The 15,011-nt window shown below is 46.4% G+C and carries 12 protein-coding genes and 1 tRNA gene; 8 read left to right on the plus strand and 5 right to left on the minus strand.

Annotated features, from left to right (window positions below):
- Positions 1-71 precede the first annotated feature (71 nt).
- Together nadA and IE163_RS10495 are read left to right on the plus strand one after the other, a co-directional pair.
- On the plus strand, positions 72-1,130 hold the full coding sequence (nadA, locus tag IE163_RS10490; protein ID WP_189432917.1) for a quinolinate synthase NadA: 1,059 nt from the start codon (positions 72-74) through the stop codon (positions 1,128-1,130).
- A 117-nt stretch (positions 1,131-1,247) separates the two neighbouring features.
- Positions 1,248-1,337: transfer RNA gene (locus IE163_RS10495), tRNA-Ser, on the plus strand.
- Positions 1,338-1,739: 402 nt separating this feature from the next.
- Here IE163_RS10495 and IE163_RS10500 read toward each other — a convergent pair.
- Positions 1,740-2,099, minus strand: coding sequence for a hypothetical protein (locus IE163_RS10500; RefSeq protein WP_189432918.1), 360 nt, complete (start codon positions 2,097-2,099; stop codon positions 1,740-1,742).
- A 105-nt stretch (positions 2,100-2,204) separates the two neighbouring features.
- Here IE163_RS10500 and IE163_RS10505 point away from each other — a divergent pair, with 105 nt between their 5' ends.
- A complete protein-coding gene (locus IE163_RS10505; RefSeq protein ID WP_189432919.1) occupies positions 2,205-2,708 on the plus strand; it encodes a M48 metallopeptidase family protein in 504 nt (167 codons plus the stop codon).
- A 63-nt stretch (positions 2,709-2,771) separates the two neighbouring features.
- Here the strand turns inward: IE163_RS10505 and IE163_RS10510 are convergent, their stop codons facing one another.
- A complete protein-coding gene (locus IE163_RS10510; protein ID WP_189432920.1) occupies positions 2,772-5,360 on the minus strand; it encodes a TonB-dependent receptor plug domain-containing protein in 2,589 nt (862 codons plus the stop codon).
- Between the two features lie 462 nt (positions 5,361-5,822).
- On the opposite strand from IE163_RS10510, the gene bdpA reads away from it, so the two are divergent.
- The 3 genes from bdpA (at position 5,823) to IE163_RS10525 (ending at position 8,098) form a co-directional block, all read left to right on the plus strand.
- Positions 5,823-7,319: a BAR domain-like protein A BdpA gene (gene bdpA, locus IE163_RS10515; protein WP_189432921.1), complete on the plus strand. Its 1,497-nt coding sequence runs from the start codon at positions 5,823-5,825 to the stop codon at positions 7,317-7,319.
- 86 nt (positions 7,320-7,405) lie between these two features.
- Complete coding sequence (locus tag IE163_RS10520; RefSeq protein ID WP_229833522.1) at positions 7,406-7,804, plus strand: cytochrome b562; 399 nt, start codon at positions 7,406-7,408, stop codon at positions 7,802-7,804.
- 111 nt (positions 7,805-7,915) lie between these two features.
- Complete coding sequence (locus IE163_RS10525) at positions 7,916-8,098, plus strand: hypothetical protein (RefSeq protein ID WP_189432923.1); 183 nt, start codon at positions 7,916-7,918, stop codon at positions 8,096-8,098.
- Positions 8,099-8,178: 80 nt separating this feature from the next.
- Here the strand turns inward: IE163_RS10525 and IE163_RS10530 are convergent, their stop codons facing one another.
- Positions 8,179-8,877 (minus strand): YebC/PmpR family DNA-binding transcriptional regulator, encoded by a 699-nt coding sequence (locus IE163_RS10530; RefSeq protein WP_189432924.1) that lies wholly within the window; start codon positions 8,875-8,877, stop codon positions 8,179-8,181.
- Between the two features lie 134 nt (positions 8,878-9,011).
- Here IE163_RS10530 and IE163_RS10535 point away from each other — a divergent pair, with 134 nt between their 5' ends.
- Entirely contained in the window at positions 9,012-9,593 is a 582-nt protein-coding gene (locus IE163_RS10535) for an HAD family hydrolase (RefSeq protein ID WP_189432925.1), read from the plus strand.
- A 142-nt stretch (positions 9,594-9,735) separates the two neighbouring features.
- Positions 9,736-10,758, plus strand: coding sequence for a GGDEF domain-containing protein (locus IE163_RS10540; protein WP_229833523.1), 1,023 nt, complete (start codon positions 9,736-9,738; stop codon positions 10,756-10,758).
- A gap of 7 nt (positions 10,759-10,765) precedes the next feature.
- Here IE163_RS10540 and IE163_RS10545 read toward each other — a convergent pair whose 3' ends face one another.
- The gene (locus IE163_RS10545; protein WP_189432926.1) at positions 10,766-13,864 is read right to left on the minus strand and encodes a transglycosylase domain-containing protein; all 3,099 of its coding nucleotides are present in this window, start codon (positions 13,862-13,864) and stop codon (positions 10,766-10,768) included.
- Positions 13,865-13,873: 9 nt separating this feature from the next.
- Positions 13,874-14,956: a ferrochelatase gene (gene hemH / locus IE163_RS10550; RefSeq protein ID WP_189432927.1), complete on the minus strand. Its 1,083-nt coding sequence runs from the start codon at positions 14,954-14,956 to the stop codon at positions 13,874-13,876.
- Positions 14,957-15,011: the final 55 nt, after the last annotated feature.

A 15,011-nucleotide genomic window follows, 5' to 3' on the forward strand; every position in this document is an offset into this window, starting at 1 on the left:
AGCATCACTACTGTCTTTTTCTGATTTTTCTTCTATAATACGCGCCTTTCATTAGCCACTGAGTAAATTCTATGGACCAGCCGTTGTATTTTTCTGAGCAAGACTTTGCCTTCCCGAAAAAGCCTGTGCCATTAACCCAAGACGAGAAACAAGCCTACAAGGCGCGTATTAAAACCTTATTACAGCAAAAAGATGCGGTATTGGTTGCGCACTATTATACCGATCCGGAAATTCAGGCTCTAGCCGAAGAAACCGGCGGCTGTGTTTCCGATTCGTTAGAAATGGCCCGTTTTGGTAATCAGCATCCGGCTAAAACCTTATTGGTAGCGGGCGTAAAATTTATGGGTGAAACCGCCAAAATTTTAACGCCAGAAAAAACGGTGATCATGCCAACACTGGACGCTACTTGCTCGCTGGACTTAGGTTGCCCAGCCGAGGAGTTTTCAGCGTTTTGTGACCAGCATCCAGATAGAGTCGTCGTGGTATACGCCAACACCTCTGCAGCCGTTAAAGCGCGTGCTGATTGGGTAGTAACTTCTTCTATTGCCCTTGATGTAGTGGATTATTTGGATAGCCAAGGCAAGAAAATTCTCTGGGGTCCAGATAAGCATTTAGGTGCCTATGTGCAAAAGCAAACCGGTGCCGATATGCTACTGTGGAACGGCGCCTGTATTGTGCACGATGAGTTTAAAGCCAAAGCGCTAATTGAACTGAAAAAACAGCACCCAGAAGCGGCAGTATTAGTGCATCCGGAATCGCCAGATAGCGTAGTGCAGCTCGCTGATGCAGTGGGCTCAACCAGCCAGCTGATTAAAGCCAGCCAAACACTGCCTAATGAGATGTTTATTGTCGCCACAGATGCAGGCATCTTTTACAAGATGCAGCAGCTGCTGCCCAATAAGACCTTTATCGCCGCCCCAACTGGTGGTAATGGCGCAACCTGCCGCAGCTGCGCGCATTGCCCTTGGATGGCAATGAATGGCTTAAAAGCCATTGAAGAGGCGTTAATCAATCACGAGGGTCATGAGATCTTTGTTGATGCTGCCATTCGCGAGCGTGCCTTATTACCGCTGGATCGGATGTTAAACTTTGCGAAAGAACAAAAAATGCAGGTAAAAGGCAACGCTTAAAGTCGGTTGCTGTAGCTCGCTGTTTAAAATAGCGGCAACAACACCTAGTGATTGCATATAGTTATTGCTAAGTCGCCGCTTTTTCCCTAGTATAACGGCGCTTGCAGTGCAAGCCCCGGAGAGATGGCTGAGTGGCTGAAGGCGCACGCCTGGAAAGTGTGTTTAGGTTAACCCCTAACGAGGGTTCGAATCCCTCTCTCTCCGCCAGATAAATGAATAAGGCCCACGCCAAAAGCGTGGGCCTTATTCATTTATGCGCCGAGATAGCGGATTTGGTTCGAACCCTGGGTTCGACAAATTCGCTGGGAGCGAATTTGGACGCACTTTAGTGCGGCCCGTAGGGCCAGAACCAGGGATGGTTCTGGCAATCCCTTACCCACCGCAACGCCAAAAGCGTGGGCCTTTTGTTTTAACGCGGTGAGCGAGGTCTTGGTTCGAACCCTGAGGTTCGACAAATTCGCCTGGAGCGAATTTGGACGCACTTTAGTGCGGCCCGAAGGGCCAGAACCAGGGATTGTTCTGGCAATCCCTTACCCACCGCAACGCCAAAAGCGTGGGCCTTATTCATTTATGCGTCGAGATAGCGGATTTGGTTCGAGCCCTGCAACCTTATCTTAAACCGAAGCGCTTTAACACCTCGGCGCGCTCGTCGGCAGATAAGGCTGCCAATTTCTGTTCGGTTTTCTTAGTGATACGGATAACGGAACCACGTTGTAAGTTACGTAACTGCGCCGAAACCGCTTGCTGGTCGTTACGGGTGTTGCTAGGTTGTAATAATGCGCGACAATCATGCTGATTTGGCATAAAGCCTAATTTCCGAGCATAAGCATCCAACTGACTTGCTGCAGCACCTTGCGTTTGCAGTTGGCAATACTCAAAGTTCGAGTAGACGTAGGTGTTATTGCTGGCCATAGCATTAACGCTAAACAACATAGTTAAAGACAGCATAGTGCTTAATACTTTCATCATAATCTCCGGCTAAGTTAGATAAACTGATAGCAGTCTAAGTTCAGCCTGTGACAAAGCCGTGTAAGAAGCACGAAAATATTTATGACAAAAGGATTAGAATTTCTTATGTATGATTTGCCCTATCTGCGAGGTTATCCTGCAACAGTTTGTCAGCAGGTACAGCAACTGTTGGCAGCTGACCTGCTTGGTAGTACCCTGGCAAAGCGTTATCCCGAGAATAGCCACGAGATCCAAACTGATAAAGCGCTGTACGAGTTAACGATGCAACTTAAACGGCAGTTTTTAAAAAGCAGTGAGCCGGTAAGTAAGGCCGTGTTTGACCCAAAAATTCATGTCATTAATAATGCATTGGGCACCCATAGCCAGGTTAGCAGAGTGCAGGGCGGTAAACTAAAAAGCAAAAACGAAATACGGGTAGCCAGTCAGTTGAAAAAGTTACCTTTACCGCTACTACGGATGGTGGTGGTGCATGAGTTAGCCCATCTGCGGGAGAAAGATCATAACAAAGCCTTTTATCAACTTTGTCAGTATATGGAGCCGCATTATCATCAGTTGGAGTTTGATTTACGGTTATATTTAACTTGGCAGGATCTGCAGCAAAGTAGCTAGCGTATTTTATTGAAAATGCGGCAATAGGGTAGTCCATTTCCCTATCACCGCGACCAGGAAAGGTTAGAACCTAATGGTATAGCGTAAAGTCCATAAGCGACCTACCCAATCATGTACGGCACTGGCATAGCCATCGGTAGGTGAAGAGGCATAAGGAGGTGCTTTATCCGTCAGGTTACGCACCGCCAAACTGACAGATTGCGCATCGCTAATATCGTAGCTCAGGCTGCCACTTAGGGTAGTCCAGGCTTTGACGGTTTCATTACCACCAAAACGGAAATCGCCATCACCCAATGAGCTAATGTAATGTGCTGATAAGCTGGCAGACCAGTCACCATGGCGCCAATCTGTGCCAAAATCAGCCACTAGATCCGGGCGGGCAATTTCATTAGCACCAGACAGCCGGCCTAATAGATCTTCTTTTGGGGAGTCAGGCGTTAGCTGTCGCTTATAGTTAAAGGTCTTGGTGCCCGCCGCATAAAACTTAAAGCTACCAAACCCAGTATCTAGCCGGTAGTTTAAGTTAACATCGATACCATCAGTTTCCTGGCTGCCGATATTGTAAAAGCCAGTGCGTAAGAACACCAACTCGTTGTTTACGACGACACAGCCAAAAGCATCACCCAGTGCGGCTTCAGTGCTGGTTACCGGTGCTGCGCCGCTTAAACAGCCACGTAGCGTAGTGATTGAATCGTAATCCACAATATCGGTATGGCGGTAACGCCAGTAATCAGCAGTAAGTTGTAGATTATCGGTTAAGTTCCAAGACATACCGATATTCAAGGCTCGTGACTTTTCAGCGTCTAGCTCTTTGTTACCCACCCGCTCCTCGTCGTAGCCCACTTCTACTGGCTGAGTGCCACAGAATGATTGGAATGGCTGGCCAGGCAAGCAGCTGATGTAGTTAAAGCCTAATGACTTACCTGCGCCAATCTGCGACAGCGACGGAGCACGGAAGCCGGTGCTGGCTGAAGCACGTAAAATTAAACTATCGGTCGCCCGATAACGCAATGACAGCTTAGGATTGATATCGCTGCCAAAATCGCTGTAGCTGTCGTAACGCAATGCTACGATGGCATCCAGTTGCTCGGTAAGGGGGACGTTTAACTCAGAATAGAGCGCGAATTGATCACGACTTGCTGCAGCGTCACTGGCACCCAGCGAGTAAATGCCATCTGCGGCAGCTAAAGGTGAAGGCGTATCAGAGATTTTTTCGCGACGGTACTCGCCGCCAAATACCGACTGCACTGTGCCCGCTGGCATTTCGAATAATTCACCGTTTAAACTAAAGTCTGCTGAGAAAACCGAAGAGTCACCCACCCGTGGCGCTTCGTCCCGCATACCCGTGATCACATCTTGCGGTGTGTCTCTACCTAAATTAAAGGGGTTAAAACTGCCGTTATTAACCGCTTCCCGCACTTTAGCGCGTGAAAAATAGCCAGAAACATGACGTATTTCATTTTCAGATTTACCGTAACTTACTGCTGTTTCATAACCCCAGTTGCCAAGTTCACCACGCAAGCCTGCTAAGGCGCGGTAAGCTTCTGCTTCAAAAGATTGGCTGCGTCGCTCTGGGAAGCGGGTGCGTAAGCGAATATTATTATCCGGGTTACCATCGGCTGCGTTTAACTCTCTGGCCCAGGCTGGAACAAAGGCAGCATTGCCTGGCACCGTAATATCCAAACCTGCCGGAGCATCGTAAGTGAAACCGGTGTTACGCTGATACATTGCTTCAGCAAAGAACTCTTTGTTATCACCTAAATCATAATAATGATTAATAGTAGTACCAAAGTTCTTGGTTTCAGGCTGGATAGCGCGTTGAATCACATAATCGTAGCGGCAGCGAGTGTTGCCGTTACTGGTGTCATTACCGCACCATGGCTCTGGGTTATCAACACCATCAATGGTTACCCGGGTGTTAGATTTGAAAGTCACTTCAACATCACGGTCTTTATTAAATAGCGCATTGCGATCGAAATAATCGATAACAACAGTCGTATTGCTGTTTGTTGTCGCAAAACCGCCAACATAAGTCAGATTTTTGCGACTAAAATCATGGCTAGAAGTATCGTCGCCGTACATCACTGACACTTCATGGCCTTCAACGTCTTTACGTAGGATAAAGTTAATAACGCCGGCAATAGCATCTGAACCGTACACAGAGGAAGCGCCATCGGTTAATACTTCTACGCGCTCTATAGCTGACATAGGAATAGCGTTAACGTTAACAAAGGTATCGGCACCATTGCTAAAAGAGTCAACTGCGACGCGACGGCCGTTGACCAAAATCAGCGTAGAGCTACTGCCTAAACCCCGTAAACTAACACCTGCAGAACCCGCTGGTGCGCCTTCATTACCGGAAGTACCGCCAATTTCGTTAAAGGTGCCTGCGCTGGCTTGGGGCAGATCACGCAAAAAGCTGCTGATACTGTCGTAACCACGGCGGGTAAGATCATCGCGGCTAAACACTTGCAACGGATTAGCGCCTTCCATATCCACGCCCTTTAAGCGTGAACCTGTCACTTCAATTTTTTCAATTTGCTGCTCTGCAGCATTGGTATCAGTGCTGCTTTGGGCAAAAGCCTGACCTGATACCGCTAAAGTTATTGCCAAGCCTAGTTTTGACAGCTTGTTAACTGCTTGATATTTCATACACATTCCTCTGGATAACATAAAGTGTTGCCTTTAAGGCAATCTGATTAAAAAAAGGAGCTGCGTCGAAACAGAAACAGAAAAGATCGGTACACCGACAGGCACAAAACACGCGTGTTTTGACGATGTCAGAATATTATTTGATCAAGAGAATCTCTGCCTGACGCAGAGGGAGAACTAATTATTGAACCACTCGGAGAGATAAAACGGCGAGCAGTAGTAGCTATGGCGATTAAGCGCACATTTTTGCATACTGTCCTCCGTTAATTAGAAAAGTTAGAAGCTATCTATCGTTTAAATTGTCTCATTCATCGCACAGTGTCAAGCAAAATTTGCAGTAATCATCAGTAAAGTTATTTATCTGTGGTAGCTAATTGCTGCCGCTGTTTGCTGTTGCTAAAATAAGCGCCAATTGCTGGCTTGCCCGTCTGGGGCTGTGTTGCCTGTGTGCTGAGGTTCTAAATGCGTTATTTTGCACTGTTATGTTGTGCCATCTTAGCTGGACCTGTTGCTGCTAAACCGGCCAGTGTGGTTTTTAGTAGTGATTTTGAACAAAGCAACTTAACACAATGGCGGCAATTAGGTGATTGCCAGCTTACCAAGGAATTAGCTCGCAGTGGGCAGGCGGCTTTGCGCTGTGGTATCGGTAATTCGAGCTTGTTTAGTCGTGAGGCGTTAAGTGAGCAAGGCTTATTGGAGCTTTGGGTATCACCCGAGTCTGAACTGACCAGCTATCGAATACAGGTACTATTATCTGATCGCAGCACCTTAGACAGTGCTTGGCAGCCTGTTGCGGTCATTGAGCATCAGGCTGGCAGTGTTGGCTATAAAGCCCATCGTATTTCAATAGATGATCCTGGCCGTAAATTTTTAAGATTGGATATCGAAGCGCAACATGGCTTTGTGCAATTGGACGATCTGCAAATCGAGCGTATTTTGCTGGGTACGGCCCTACATAAAAATGAGCAACGGATTATCAGTGGTATTTTGGACAAATTACGTCGCGATCAAAATATCGAATTGCAAGCTGAATCTTTCCGCACCCTGGGTACCAATTATGCTGCGCAGCTTGATGTACAGCGGCAATATCTGGAATACGCCAATGCTTTGCATTCTGGGATCTCGCTGGTTTTAGCCAGCTCGGAACGTAATAAAATGTCCAATCCGATGGCCTATGCCAGTTTTCGGAGCATTATCAGCGACACTAAAAGGGTAAGTTCAAAAATCCAGCAGGCGCGCTTAAACTCGATGATCAAACCCTTTGGTGATCTGGTTACGGCAACACTCAATGTGGTAAGTGCTGGGACTTATTCGGCTTTTGCCGAGCCTTTTAAATCCTTTTTAGCAACCAGTTTTGATCGTTCCAGCTATCAAAATGCAGGTTTAAACCGCGCTGATCGGAAGTTTGCCGAAGAACATGGTCTAAAAATATATCAGGATGCAGAGCGTTTTCTCACTGAGCTTGAACGGGAGCTGCAACAGGTTAGTCAGTTAGACAGCGAGCTTGCGACGATTCAGCGTACCATAGAAACCTACCGCCGTGATTTGGAAAAGCACCTGCGTGATACCTTGTTACATGCCAACATTGCTAGCTCGAAAGAGAATATCAGCAAAGTCCTCAGCAAAGACGAAAATGTACGGCAAAAAATTACCGCCGCTGCAGCTGGCAATATTAGCCTTAAAGCCGGTACCTATTTGAATGATGGTAATAATACTGAGCTTATTCGTTTTGTGTTAAAAACGTCTGAATTATTGGATGCGATGCAAAGCTATAAAGATGGCTTTAATCAAATTACTTCTGCCATGCTCACCTATTATGAGCGTTTCGAGCGTTCAGTAGCGACTGAACAAAATCCCTTTACCGAGAAAGCAGATAGAGAAGCTTGGGAGAACCATGCCCGTAAAGCCAGAGAATATTTAAAGCAATCAAAAGAGTCTTTTAATAAAGCGTATTTGTAAGGTAGACCGCGTTATGGTGGGGGCTTTACTGGCACCCTGGTCAGAATTCGTTATAATGAGGCGCTATGACCCAAGATGAGGAATTTATGGTTAAGACATCTGTATTAGCGGCATTGTTCTGTTTTAGTGTGACCACGGCCATGGCAAGCCAACCAGTTAATCTGGAAAGTACCATGAAAACCATGGGCTTTGCGTTTAAGCAAGCAACGGAAGCAACCACAACGGCAGAGGCCTTACCTTTTTTAGAGAAGCTGCACCGTTTAACGGAGCAAGCAAAATCAGCGCCATTGCCTGCTGATAAAGCCAGCGTTTTTACGGAAGGGCTAGATAAGGTATTAGCGGAACTGGTATTGGCGAAGCAAGCTGTAGCCAGCGACGATATGTCCAAGTTACAACAGCACCTAAAGCAGGTGGATGCGTTGAAAAAGCAATATCATAAAGAACGCCGTTTTAGTTTTTGGCAGCTTATTTTTGGTAAATATTAAAAACGATTCTTATTCAGGTTAGGCTCAGTTTCTGTGCGCTAGGCTAATGATAATGGCTATCTGCTATAAGATAGCCAGCGTAAATAGTCAATCAGAAGCGGGGTACCAGCTATGAAAGCACGTAATCAAACAGTACAAATAAGCGAACGTTATTATTATCAACCAAAGACTGTGAACTTAACCTTGCAAGAGCGCAGGGCATTAAGTTTAGTTTGGTCAGAGTCAACCGAAGAGCGGCAAATTAAAGCAGTTGAGCCGGAAACGGAACACTGTGCCGTGCTTGGATATAACTAAATGGCTGTCATTGGTGAGCAGTTATCCCTAATAGCAGGCGTTTAGATGCTGTATTATCGGATAACTGCTCAGCCTGTCAGTTAGGCTAAACCGACATAGACGTTTTGTACGTCGTCATCGTTATCGATAGCATCTAAAAAGGCTTCGACCTCTGCCTGCGCGCTTTCGTCTAAAGACACCGGGTTATTGGCTCTGTATACTAACTTAGCAGAATGCACCTCATAGCCAAATTCTGGTAGGGCTTTTGCCACCGCATCCAAATCGGTGCTTTCTGTTAAAAAAATCACTTCGCCATCTTCACCTTGCTCGAAATCCTGGGCACCGGCTTCAATAGCTGCTAACTCCAGATCGGCATCTGCACTGGTGGCTACGGCTTCTATCTGTCCCAAGTGTTTAAAATCCCAGGAGACTGAACCTGAGCTACCTAATTGACCTTTGCGAAATAGCATACGCATACTTTGTGCACTGCGGTTCTTATTATCGGTTAAACACTCAACGATGACTGGCACCTGATGAGGAGCAAAACCCTCGTAGACTACGGTTTCATAGTTCACCGGGCCATCCAGTAAGCCTGCGCCCTTTTTAATAGCGCGTTCCAGCGTATCTTTGGGCATTGATGCCTTTTTTGCGACTTCGATGGCTGAGCGCAATTTGGCGTTCATCGTTGGGTCTGCACCGTTGCGCGCGGCAACCATAATTTCTTTGGCAAGTTTAGTAAAAATGCGACCTCTGGCGTTGGCCGCATCCATTTTATGCTTGTTTTTCCACTGGGCACCCATAGTGAGATCCTGTTAAGCTAGCAATTAAAAAATTTGGTGGGCTAGTCTAGCGAAAACTTGGCTTTTATAGCAACCGCCAGCACCGCTTTTTACGTACAAATCCCCAGATAATCTTAACTAAGTCAGGAGTTGTAATGAACCTTGCGCATATTAATGCGATAGTATTTGATTTGGACGGCACCTTGGTCGATTCTCAGCTTAATTTTGCCGCCATTTGCGATGATATTGGTTGGCCTCGCGGTACACCTTTATTGGAGAAGTTGGCAACATTGGGGCAAACAGCTGAGGCCGCACGAGCCAATGAAATTATTCGGATGCATGAGCTTGCTGGCGCCAGAGCTGCTAGTTGGATGCCCGGTGCAGAAGCTTGTTTACAGTACTTACAGCAACAGAATTATCCTTTGGCGATTTTAACCCGCAATATGCGAGAGGCTACCACCTTGATGTTAAATCGTTTGCAAATTCCCATCTCTTTAGTGCTTACGCGGGAGGACTGTGCGGCAAAGCCCGATCCGGAAGGTTTGCTGCTGATTGCCAAGCAACTTGAGGTACCGTGTCAGCATATGTTGTACGTTGGCGATTATATTTTTGACCTGCAAGTGGCCGCCAATGCAGGTGCCCGTTCTTGCTTATATTTAAATGAAAATAATCAAGTGTTTATAAAGGACGCAGACTATAGCATTACTCACTTTTCAGAGTTAGCGAGGGCGTTTTAGCTTGCAGGGGATGAAAGTGAATCGTCTGCAGGATGTGAGTTGCAGTCATTAGTTTTAGTTGGAATTTTAGGCAACAGTTGCCATTAGTACTAGTTAGGCTCTATAGTGGTCCGATAAGAACAACCTAATTAAAAGGTGCGACTTGTTTAACCGCGGAACATTGTTAGAACGGCTTGGCAATAAACTGAAGCAAGATTTCTATCTGGCAATGATTACGCTGGTAGGTGCTATTATTGCATCTTTTGTAACGCCTTATGCTATTTACCGGCTCTATACCGGTAATCTGGTGGTGGGCATTGCTGATTTGATTATTGTGATCTCTGCCATCAGCGCCGTTATTTATGCTTGGCGCACCGGCGATACGGTAAAGCCTGGTCAATTTTTAGCGCTTATTTTTTGTATTGGTGCTGGTATTGTCTGTATTAGTTTAGGGATAAATGGTCTATTCTGGGTGTATCCCTTGCTGGTGTTTATCTTTTTTCTGGTATCAGCAAGGCGAGCGGTAATTTTGTCGCTGATGTTGCTTTTTACGCTGGCAATGGTAGACCTTGCTTGGCCTTCGTTGATTTTCGTCAATCACTACCAAATGACTTCCTTTTTGGTTACTTCTTTTGTCTGTAGTTTTTTTGCTTACGTATTTGCTTATCGTGCACAACTGCAACGTAATGAATTAAAACAATTAGCCAGTATCGATAGTTTGACCGGGGCAGGCAATAGGCACACTCTTAATCAAGAGTTAGAGCAGGCTGTATTATTAAAGCAAAAGCTGCAAAGCCGTTTTGCGGTAATCTTATTCGATCTCGATTTCTTTAAACAAATTAATGATAATTATGGCCATAAAGTAGGGGATGAAACCCTAATCAGGCTCGTCCCTATCATCTCAGGTATGATCCGCCAGACAGATCAGGTTTTTCGCTTTGGCGGAGAGGAGTTTTTGGTGTTGTTACGCGATATGGACACACAAAACTTACTGCCTCTGGCAGAGAAAATCCGCAGTGGTGTTGAGCAAAAGTTACGTTTACCGGATGGGAAAGCGGTTACCTTGTCTGCTGGTGTGGCAATACTAGAAGAAAATGAACACTGGGAGCAATGGCTTCACCGTGCTGATATGGCGCTTTATCAGGCAAAGCATAATGGCCGCAACCAGGTTATTGCTGCGGCCTAAGCCAGGTTTATTGTGGGCAGTTATCCTGCTGTTTTAATAGGGGCATTAACAGTGGCGCCATACCATTTAATACCTGTAACGGTAAGGCAGAGGTAAAAAAGTAATCTGCCGCCGCATTTCCTGGTAGGTAAACGCTAATAACACCAAAGTATTTATCACTAAAATAAAACGCAAAGGTTGCTGTGCGGTTTAATGCCCGAGATTGCACCGTCTCACCGCGGCTGTTTACGGTGCTGATACGGTTATCACCAGTACCGGTTTTACCACCCATAATAGCAAGATCAGGTAGTTGTGGCAGGCTATAATGCGCCAGCAGCCGACGGCCGGTACCTTGTTGTACTACACCTGCTAAATTTTCCCGCAGTATTTGCGCTACCTCTGCTGGCATAACCCGCTCAGCGCTAACTTCTGTGCGACTCAGACGAGTTGCATAGGGCGTATTTTCAGCAAAATGTAAGCCTTCAACCCGGAACATCGGCAGGCGTCTGCCACCATTTTGGATAATACCTAGCAGCTCAGCTAATGCCGCCGGGCGATCACCTGAACTCCCCAAAGCGGTGGCCAGTGACGGCACCAGATAATCAAATGGATAACCCAACCGCTGCCAACGCTGATGAATATCCCAGAATGCCTCAATTTCTAGCATAGTGCGAATGCGATTATCCCGGGCGCTGCGCGACTGGGTGCGAAATAGCCACTGATAAGCTTGCTGGCGTACATCGGCGCTTAAACTGATCGCTTCGCTCAGGCTGGGACTCGGATTTCTTTGTAAATATGCCAGTAACCATAGCTCTAATGGGTGGCTACGGGCCAGATAGGCCTGATCGGGCAAACTAAACTCGCTGGGCGCATACTTGCGGTACAATTGACGCCATTGTTGTGCAGTTAACGGATTATCGCTAAAACGTTGCTGCATAAACTGAATAAAGTCACTCTCACTTTGTTCAGGATCGATAAAACGATAACCAGCGCTTAAGCGATCGGGTGTTTGCCGTAAACCACTTAAAAAAACCTCAAGCCGTTGTTCTGCCGATAGCTTGTGATATTTACGCCAGAATCGTTGTAAAAAGCTTACTCCTTCATGATCAGCAAAACGGCGTAAATATTGATCACGGCGCGGATCATTGTCGTTCTTTAACAGCTGATAGCTGCTGGTTTCGCCATGATGGATACTGTATTGCACGATTTCTTGGGTAAGTCGTACGAATGGTAAGTTAATCGATTCATATAAGGACTGGCGTAAAGTCGGGGTCATTAGATCTTCTTCACGTCGAAAGTTGCCAAAAGTATGTAAGCCACCACCGGTGAAAAAGCTGGTACGCGGATCGGCTGAAAATTCTCGGTCCAGTGCCGAATTCAGCATGGTGGTTAAGCTAACCCCCGGATTAGCAATCAGATAATTAATAGCCCATTGCGTCAGCTGATCTTGCGGAGCTATATCCAAAAATGCCAGTTGACTTGATGACTCTTCAGCATAAAGCTGATGCAGCTCAGCAACCATTTCTAAGTAGGTAGTAAGCATCCGTAACTTGGCGGTGGACCCCAACTCCAGCTTCCCCCCTTCGTTTAAATCGAACGGTTGTTCGGCGTGATTATCCGTCTGCACCCTTAACTTATTGCCGGTAGGCGTGCTTTCGTACAGAGTAAAACTGTATTTTACGCCGCGAATTTGATCTTCACGTAACAAGCGCGGCCCAATAATACCAGCAGTGGCGGCATAGGGTTGCTGCTCTAGCTGATTTAAATAGCGGTTAATTTTTTCTTGTAACGGCAAGTTAAGGGTTGTCTGTACAGTAAGATCTAGCCGATCGGTTTGGTACAAACTACGGCCAAGTAAAGCGGCCACTCTGTTACGTACTAACAGGGCCGTTTTATCTAGTTTCCGCGGTGCACTGCGAATTGGTTGGTTAAAGCTGAGACGTTGTTTGCTGGCTGCATCGAACCATGTTTGATTGACAATACCATATTGGCGTAACAAGCGCAGGTGGCTATCGACTAACTGTTCCAGCTCATTCCTGCCTTGAAGTAAGTAAAAACTGGGCCGGCGCTGCGCGATAAACAAAGCGAGTACCTGGCGCAGTGCCTGGCCATGCTCTGCGGTGGCGCTGCTCTCTTGCAATAATTGATTTACCCGCATCGCATCATTACCAAACCAGGCTGCAAGGCCGTCGGCAATGCCATGAACTTCACCTGTTTGTGGTGTTGCGGCAAGGGGCACGGTGTTTATATAGTCTAGGGCAATTTGTTTGCGTCGCTCAAGGGTTTCTATACCGGGTTGATAAGCCCTGACACTAGCAGAGAGCATTTGCTGGAATTTGTCGCTAAAACCAGAAGTAAAGCCCTGAGGCGAGTGGCGATACTTTTCAATCTGCGTTGCCAAGGTGCTGCCACCTGCGGTGGCGGTATCTTGACCCACCAGTTTTTTTGCTTGTGCCAGTAAAGCAGCACCTAAACGGGACCACTCTATTGCTGGATTGGTGAGCGGGGCATGCTGAAATAAGTTGCGATTTTCAATAAAAAGCAAGGTGCGCAGCATTAACGGTGCTACATCATTGAACTGCGCAAATTGTACTTCTGGTGTTTGAAAACTAAATAACGACTGCTGGCGACAGTCAAATACCTGTAAGCCCCATTGGCTTTTTTCAGCATAAGGCGGGTAGAACCCCCAATCAGCATAACGTTGCAAAGCGGGAGAGAAGCGGCTTTGTTCATTTATCGTAAAACCGCTATTATTCAATCTTGGTAACCACTCGGCTAAATGACTATAGCCAGCACGTTGATCAAAAGGCCCTGCCGCAGGAAATACCGGCTTTTCTTCCTCTGGGGCTGGCCCTGGCGCTGTTTCAAAAGTTAATTGATTAGCAAGCCAATGGAATACGCGCGCTTGTACGTAGCTGCTGCGTAATTCTTGATAAACCAAGCCCGCAACCAACACCAGCAATAATAACCAGAGTAACCATTTTAAAGGGCGCCAGTTACGTACTCTGGGTGTTTCAACGGTTTGGCGTGTATCTCGCACGTTATCGAAACGGCGTCGCTGAGTAATTGGAGGAACTTCAAGAGGTGCCTCACCGATTCTGGGTTCTACTTTTCGTTCTTCAGACATAAATAAGCTTTATTTCACTTCCTGTGAGTTTAGTGCTTGTGCGCGTGACAAACGTGCCGGGTCTGTTGTAAGTTGCCAACCCTGCAAGTTAGTGGAAATTAGCTGGCATAGGGCAGCAATATGATCAGGCCGATCATTTAAGGCGCTAATATATTCATATCGCTTTCCACCAGCATGCTCAAAATATTCTTTATTTTCTTCACCAATTTCTTCAATAGTTTCCAGGCAGTCTGCAGAGAAACCTGGACAAAACACCTGAATACTGGAAACACCTTGTGCCGGTAAAGCTTTGAGTGTTTCATCGGTATAGGGCTTTAACCACTCCTCACGGCCAAAACGGGATTGAAAAGTGGTTAGGTATTGCTCTTTGCTTAATCCCAATTGCTCTGCAATTAAGCGTGACGTTTTATAGCACTCGCAATGGTAGGGATCGCCATTCATCAAATAACGTTTTGGAATGCCATGATAAGAGAATAGCAGTTTATCGGCCATACCGTGAACTTGCCAGTGTTCCCTGATTCGATTGGCACAGGCGTCAATATAAGCTGGGTAATCGTGATAATGGCTAATAAAACGTAAATCAGGTAACCAACGGCGCTGCATAAAATCTCGTGCTAATTCATCAAAACTAGAAGCCGAGGTTGACGCTGAATATTGCGGATATAAGGGCAATACCAATAATTTTCGTACACCTTGCGCCATTAAACGTTCTAGGGCACTGGTAAAGCTGGGGTTGCCGTAACGCATAGCAAAATCCACTACGACATTATCATGGCCAGCTGCGGTAAGAGCGGCCTGTACCGCTTTAGTTTGCCGTACCGTATGGAACATTAACGGCGATCCTTCGTCGGTAAAAACGGTGGCGTAAGCTTTTGCTGAGCGACGCGGGCGAATATTTAAGATCACGCCGTTTAAGATACACCACCATAGCAGCCGTGGGACTTCTACCACGCGAGGATCCGATAAAAACTGTTTAAGATAGCGTTTTAATGCTTTAGGCTTTGGCTCATCAGGGGTACCTAAGTTAGTTAATAGGACGCCAATCTTATCAGCTTGCGCATGGCTAAAGTCTTTAGTATTGATAAAACCCATAGTCGTTGTTTACTCTCGTTACTCTGAAAAGTGGCCTTACGGCGGCGGGTCAGCA

It is taken from the genome of Alishewanella longhuensis (genome assembly GCF_014653435.1).
Lineage (GTDB): Bacteria > Pseudomonadota > Gammaproteobacteria > Enterobacterales > Alteromonadaceae > Alishewanella > Alishewanella longhuensis.

Bases quoted from the DNA above. Each gene is read 5' to 3' on its own strand.
- IE163_RS10520 (WP_229833522.1), top strand. From the start codon at position 7,406: ATGGTTAAGACATCTGTATTAGCGGCATTGTTCTGTTTTAGTGTGACC.
- IE163_RS10510 (WP_189432920.1), bottom strand. From the start codon at position 5,360: ATGAAATATCAAGCAGTTAACAAGCTGTCAAAACTAGGCTTGGCAATA.
- IE163_RS10505 (WP_189432919.1), top strand. From the start codon at position 2,205: ATGTATGATTTGCCCTATCTGCGAGGTTATCCTGCAACAGTTTGTCAG.
- IE163_RS10525 (WP_189432923.1), top strand. From the start codon at position 7,916: ATGAAAGCACGTAATCAAACAGTACAAATAAGCGAACGTTATTATTAT.
- IE163_RS10535 (WP_189432925.1), top strand. From the start codon at position 9,012: ATGAACCTTGCGCATATTAATGCGATAGTATTTGATTTGGACGGCACC.
- hemH (WP_189432927.1), bottom strand. From the start codon at position 14,956: ATGGGTTTTATCAATACTAAAGACTTTAGCCATGCGCAAGCTGATAAG.
- nadA (WP_189432917.1), top strand. From the start codon at position 72: ATGGACCAGCCGTTGTATTTTTCTGAGCAAGACTTTGCCTTCCCGAAA.
- IE163_RS10500 (WP_189432918.1), bottom strand. From the start codon at position 2,099: ATGATGAAAGTATTAAGCACTATGCTGTCTTTAACTATGTTGTTTAGC.
- IE163_RS10530 (WP_189432924.1), bottom strand. From the start codon at position 8,877: ATGGGTGCCCAGTGGAAAAACAAGCATAAAATGGATGCGGCCAACGCC.
- IE163_RS10545 (WP_189432926.1), bottom strand. From the start codon at position 13,864: ATGTCTGAAGAACGAAAAGTAGAACCCAGAATCGGTGAGGCACCTCTT.
- bdpA (WP_189432921.1), top strand. From the start codon at position 5,823: ATGCGTTATTTTGCACTGTTATGTTGTGCCATCTTAGCTGGACCTGTT.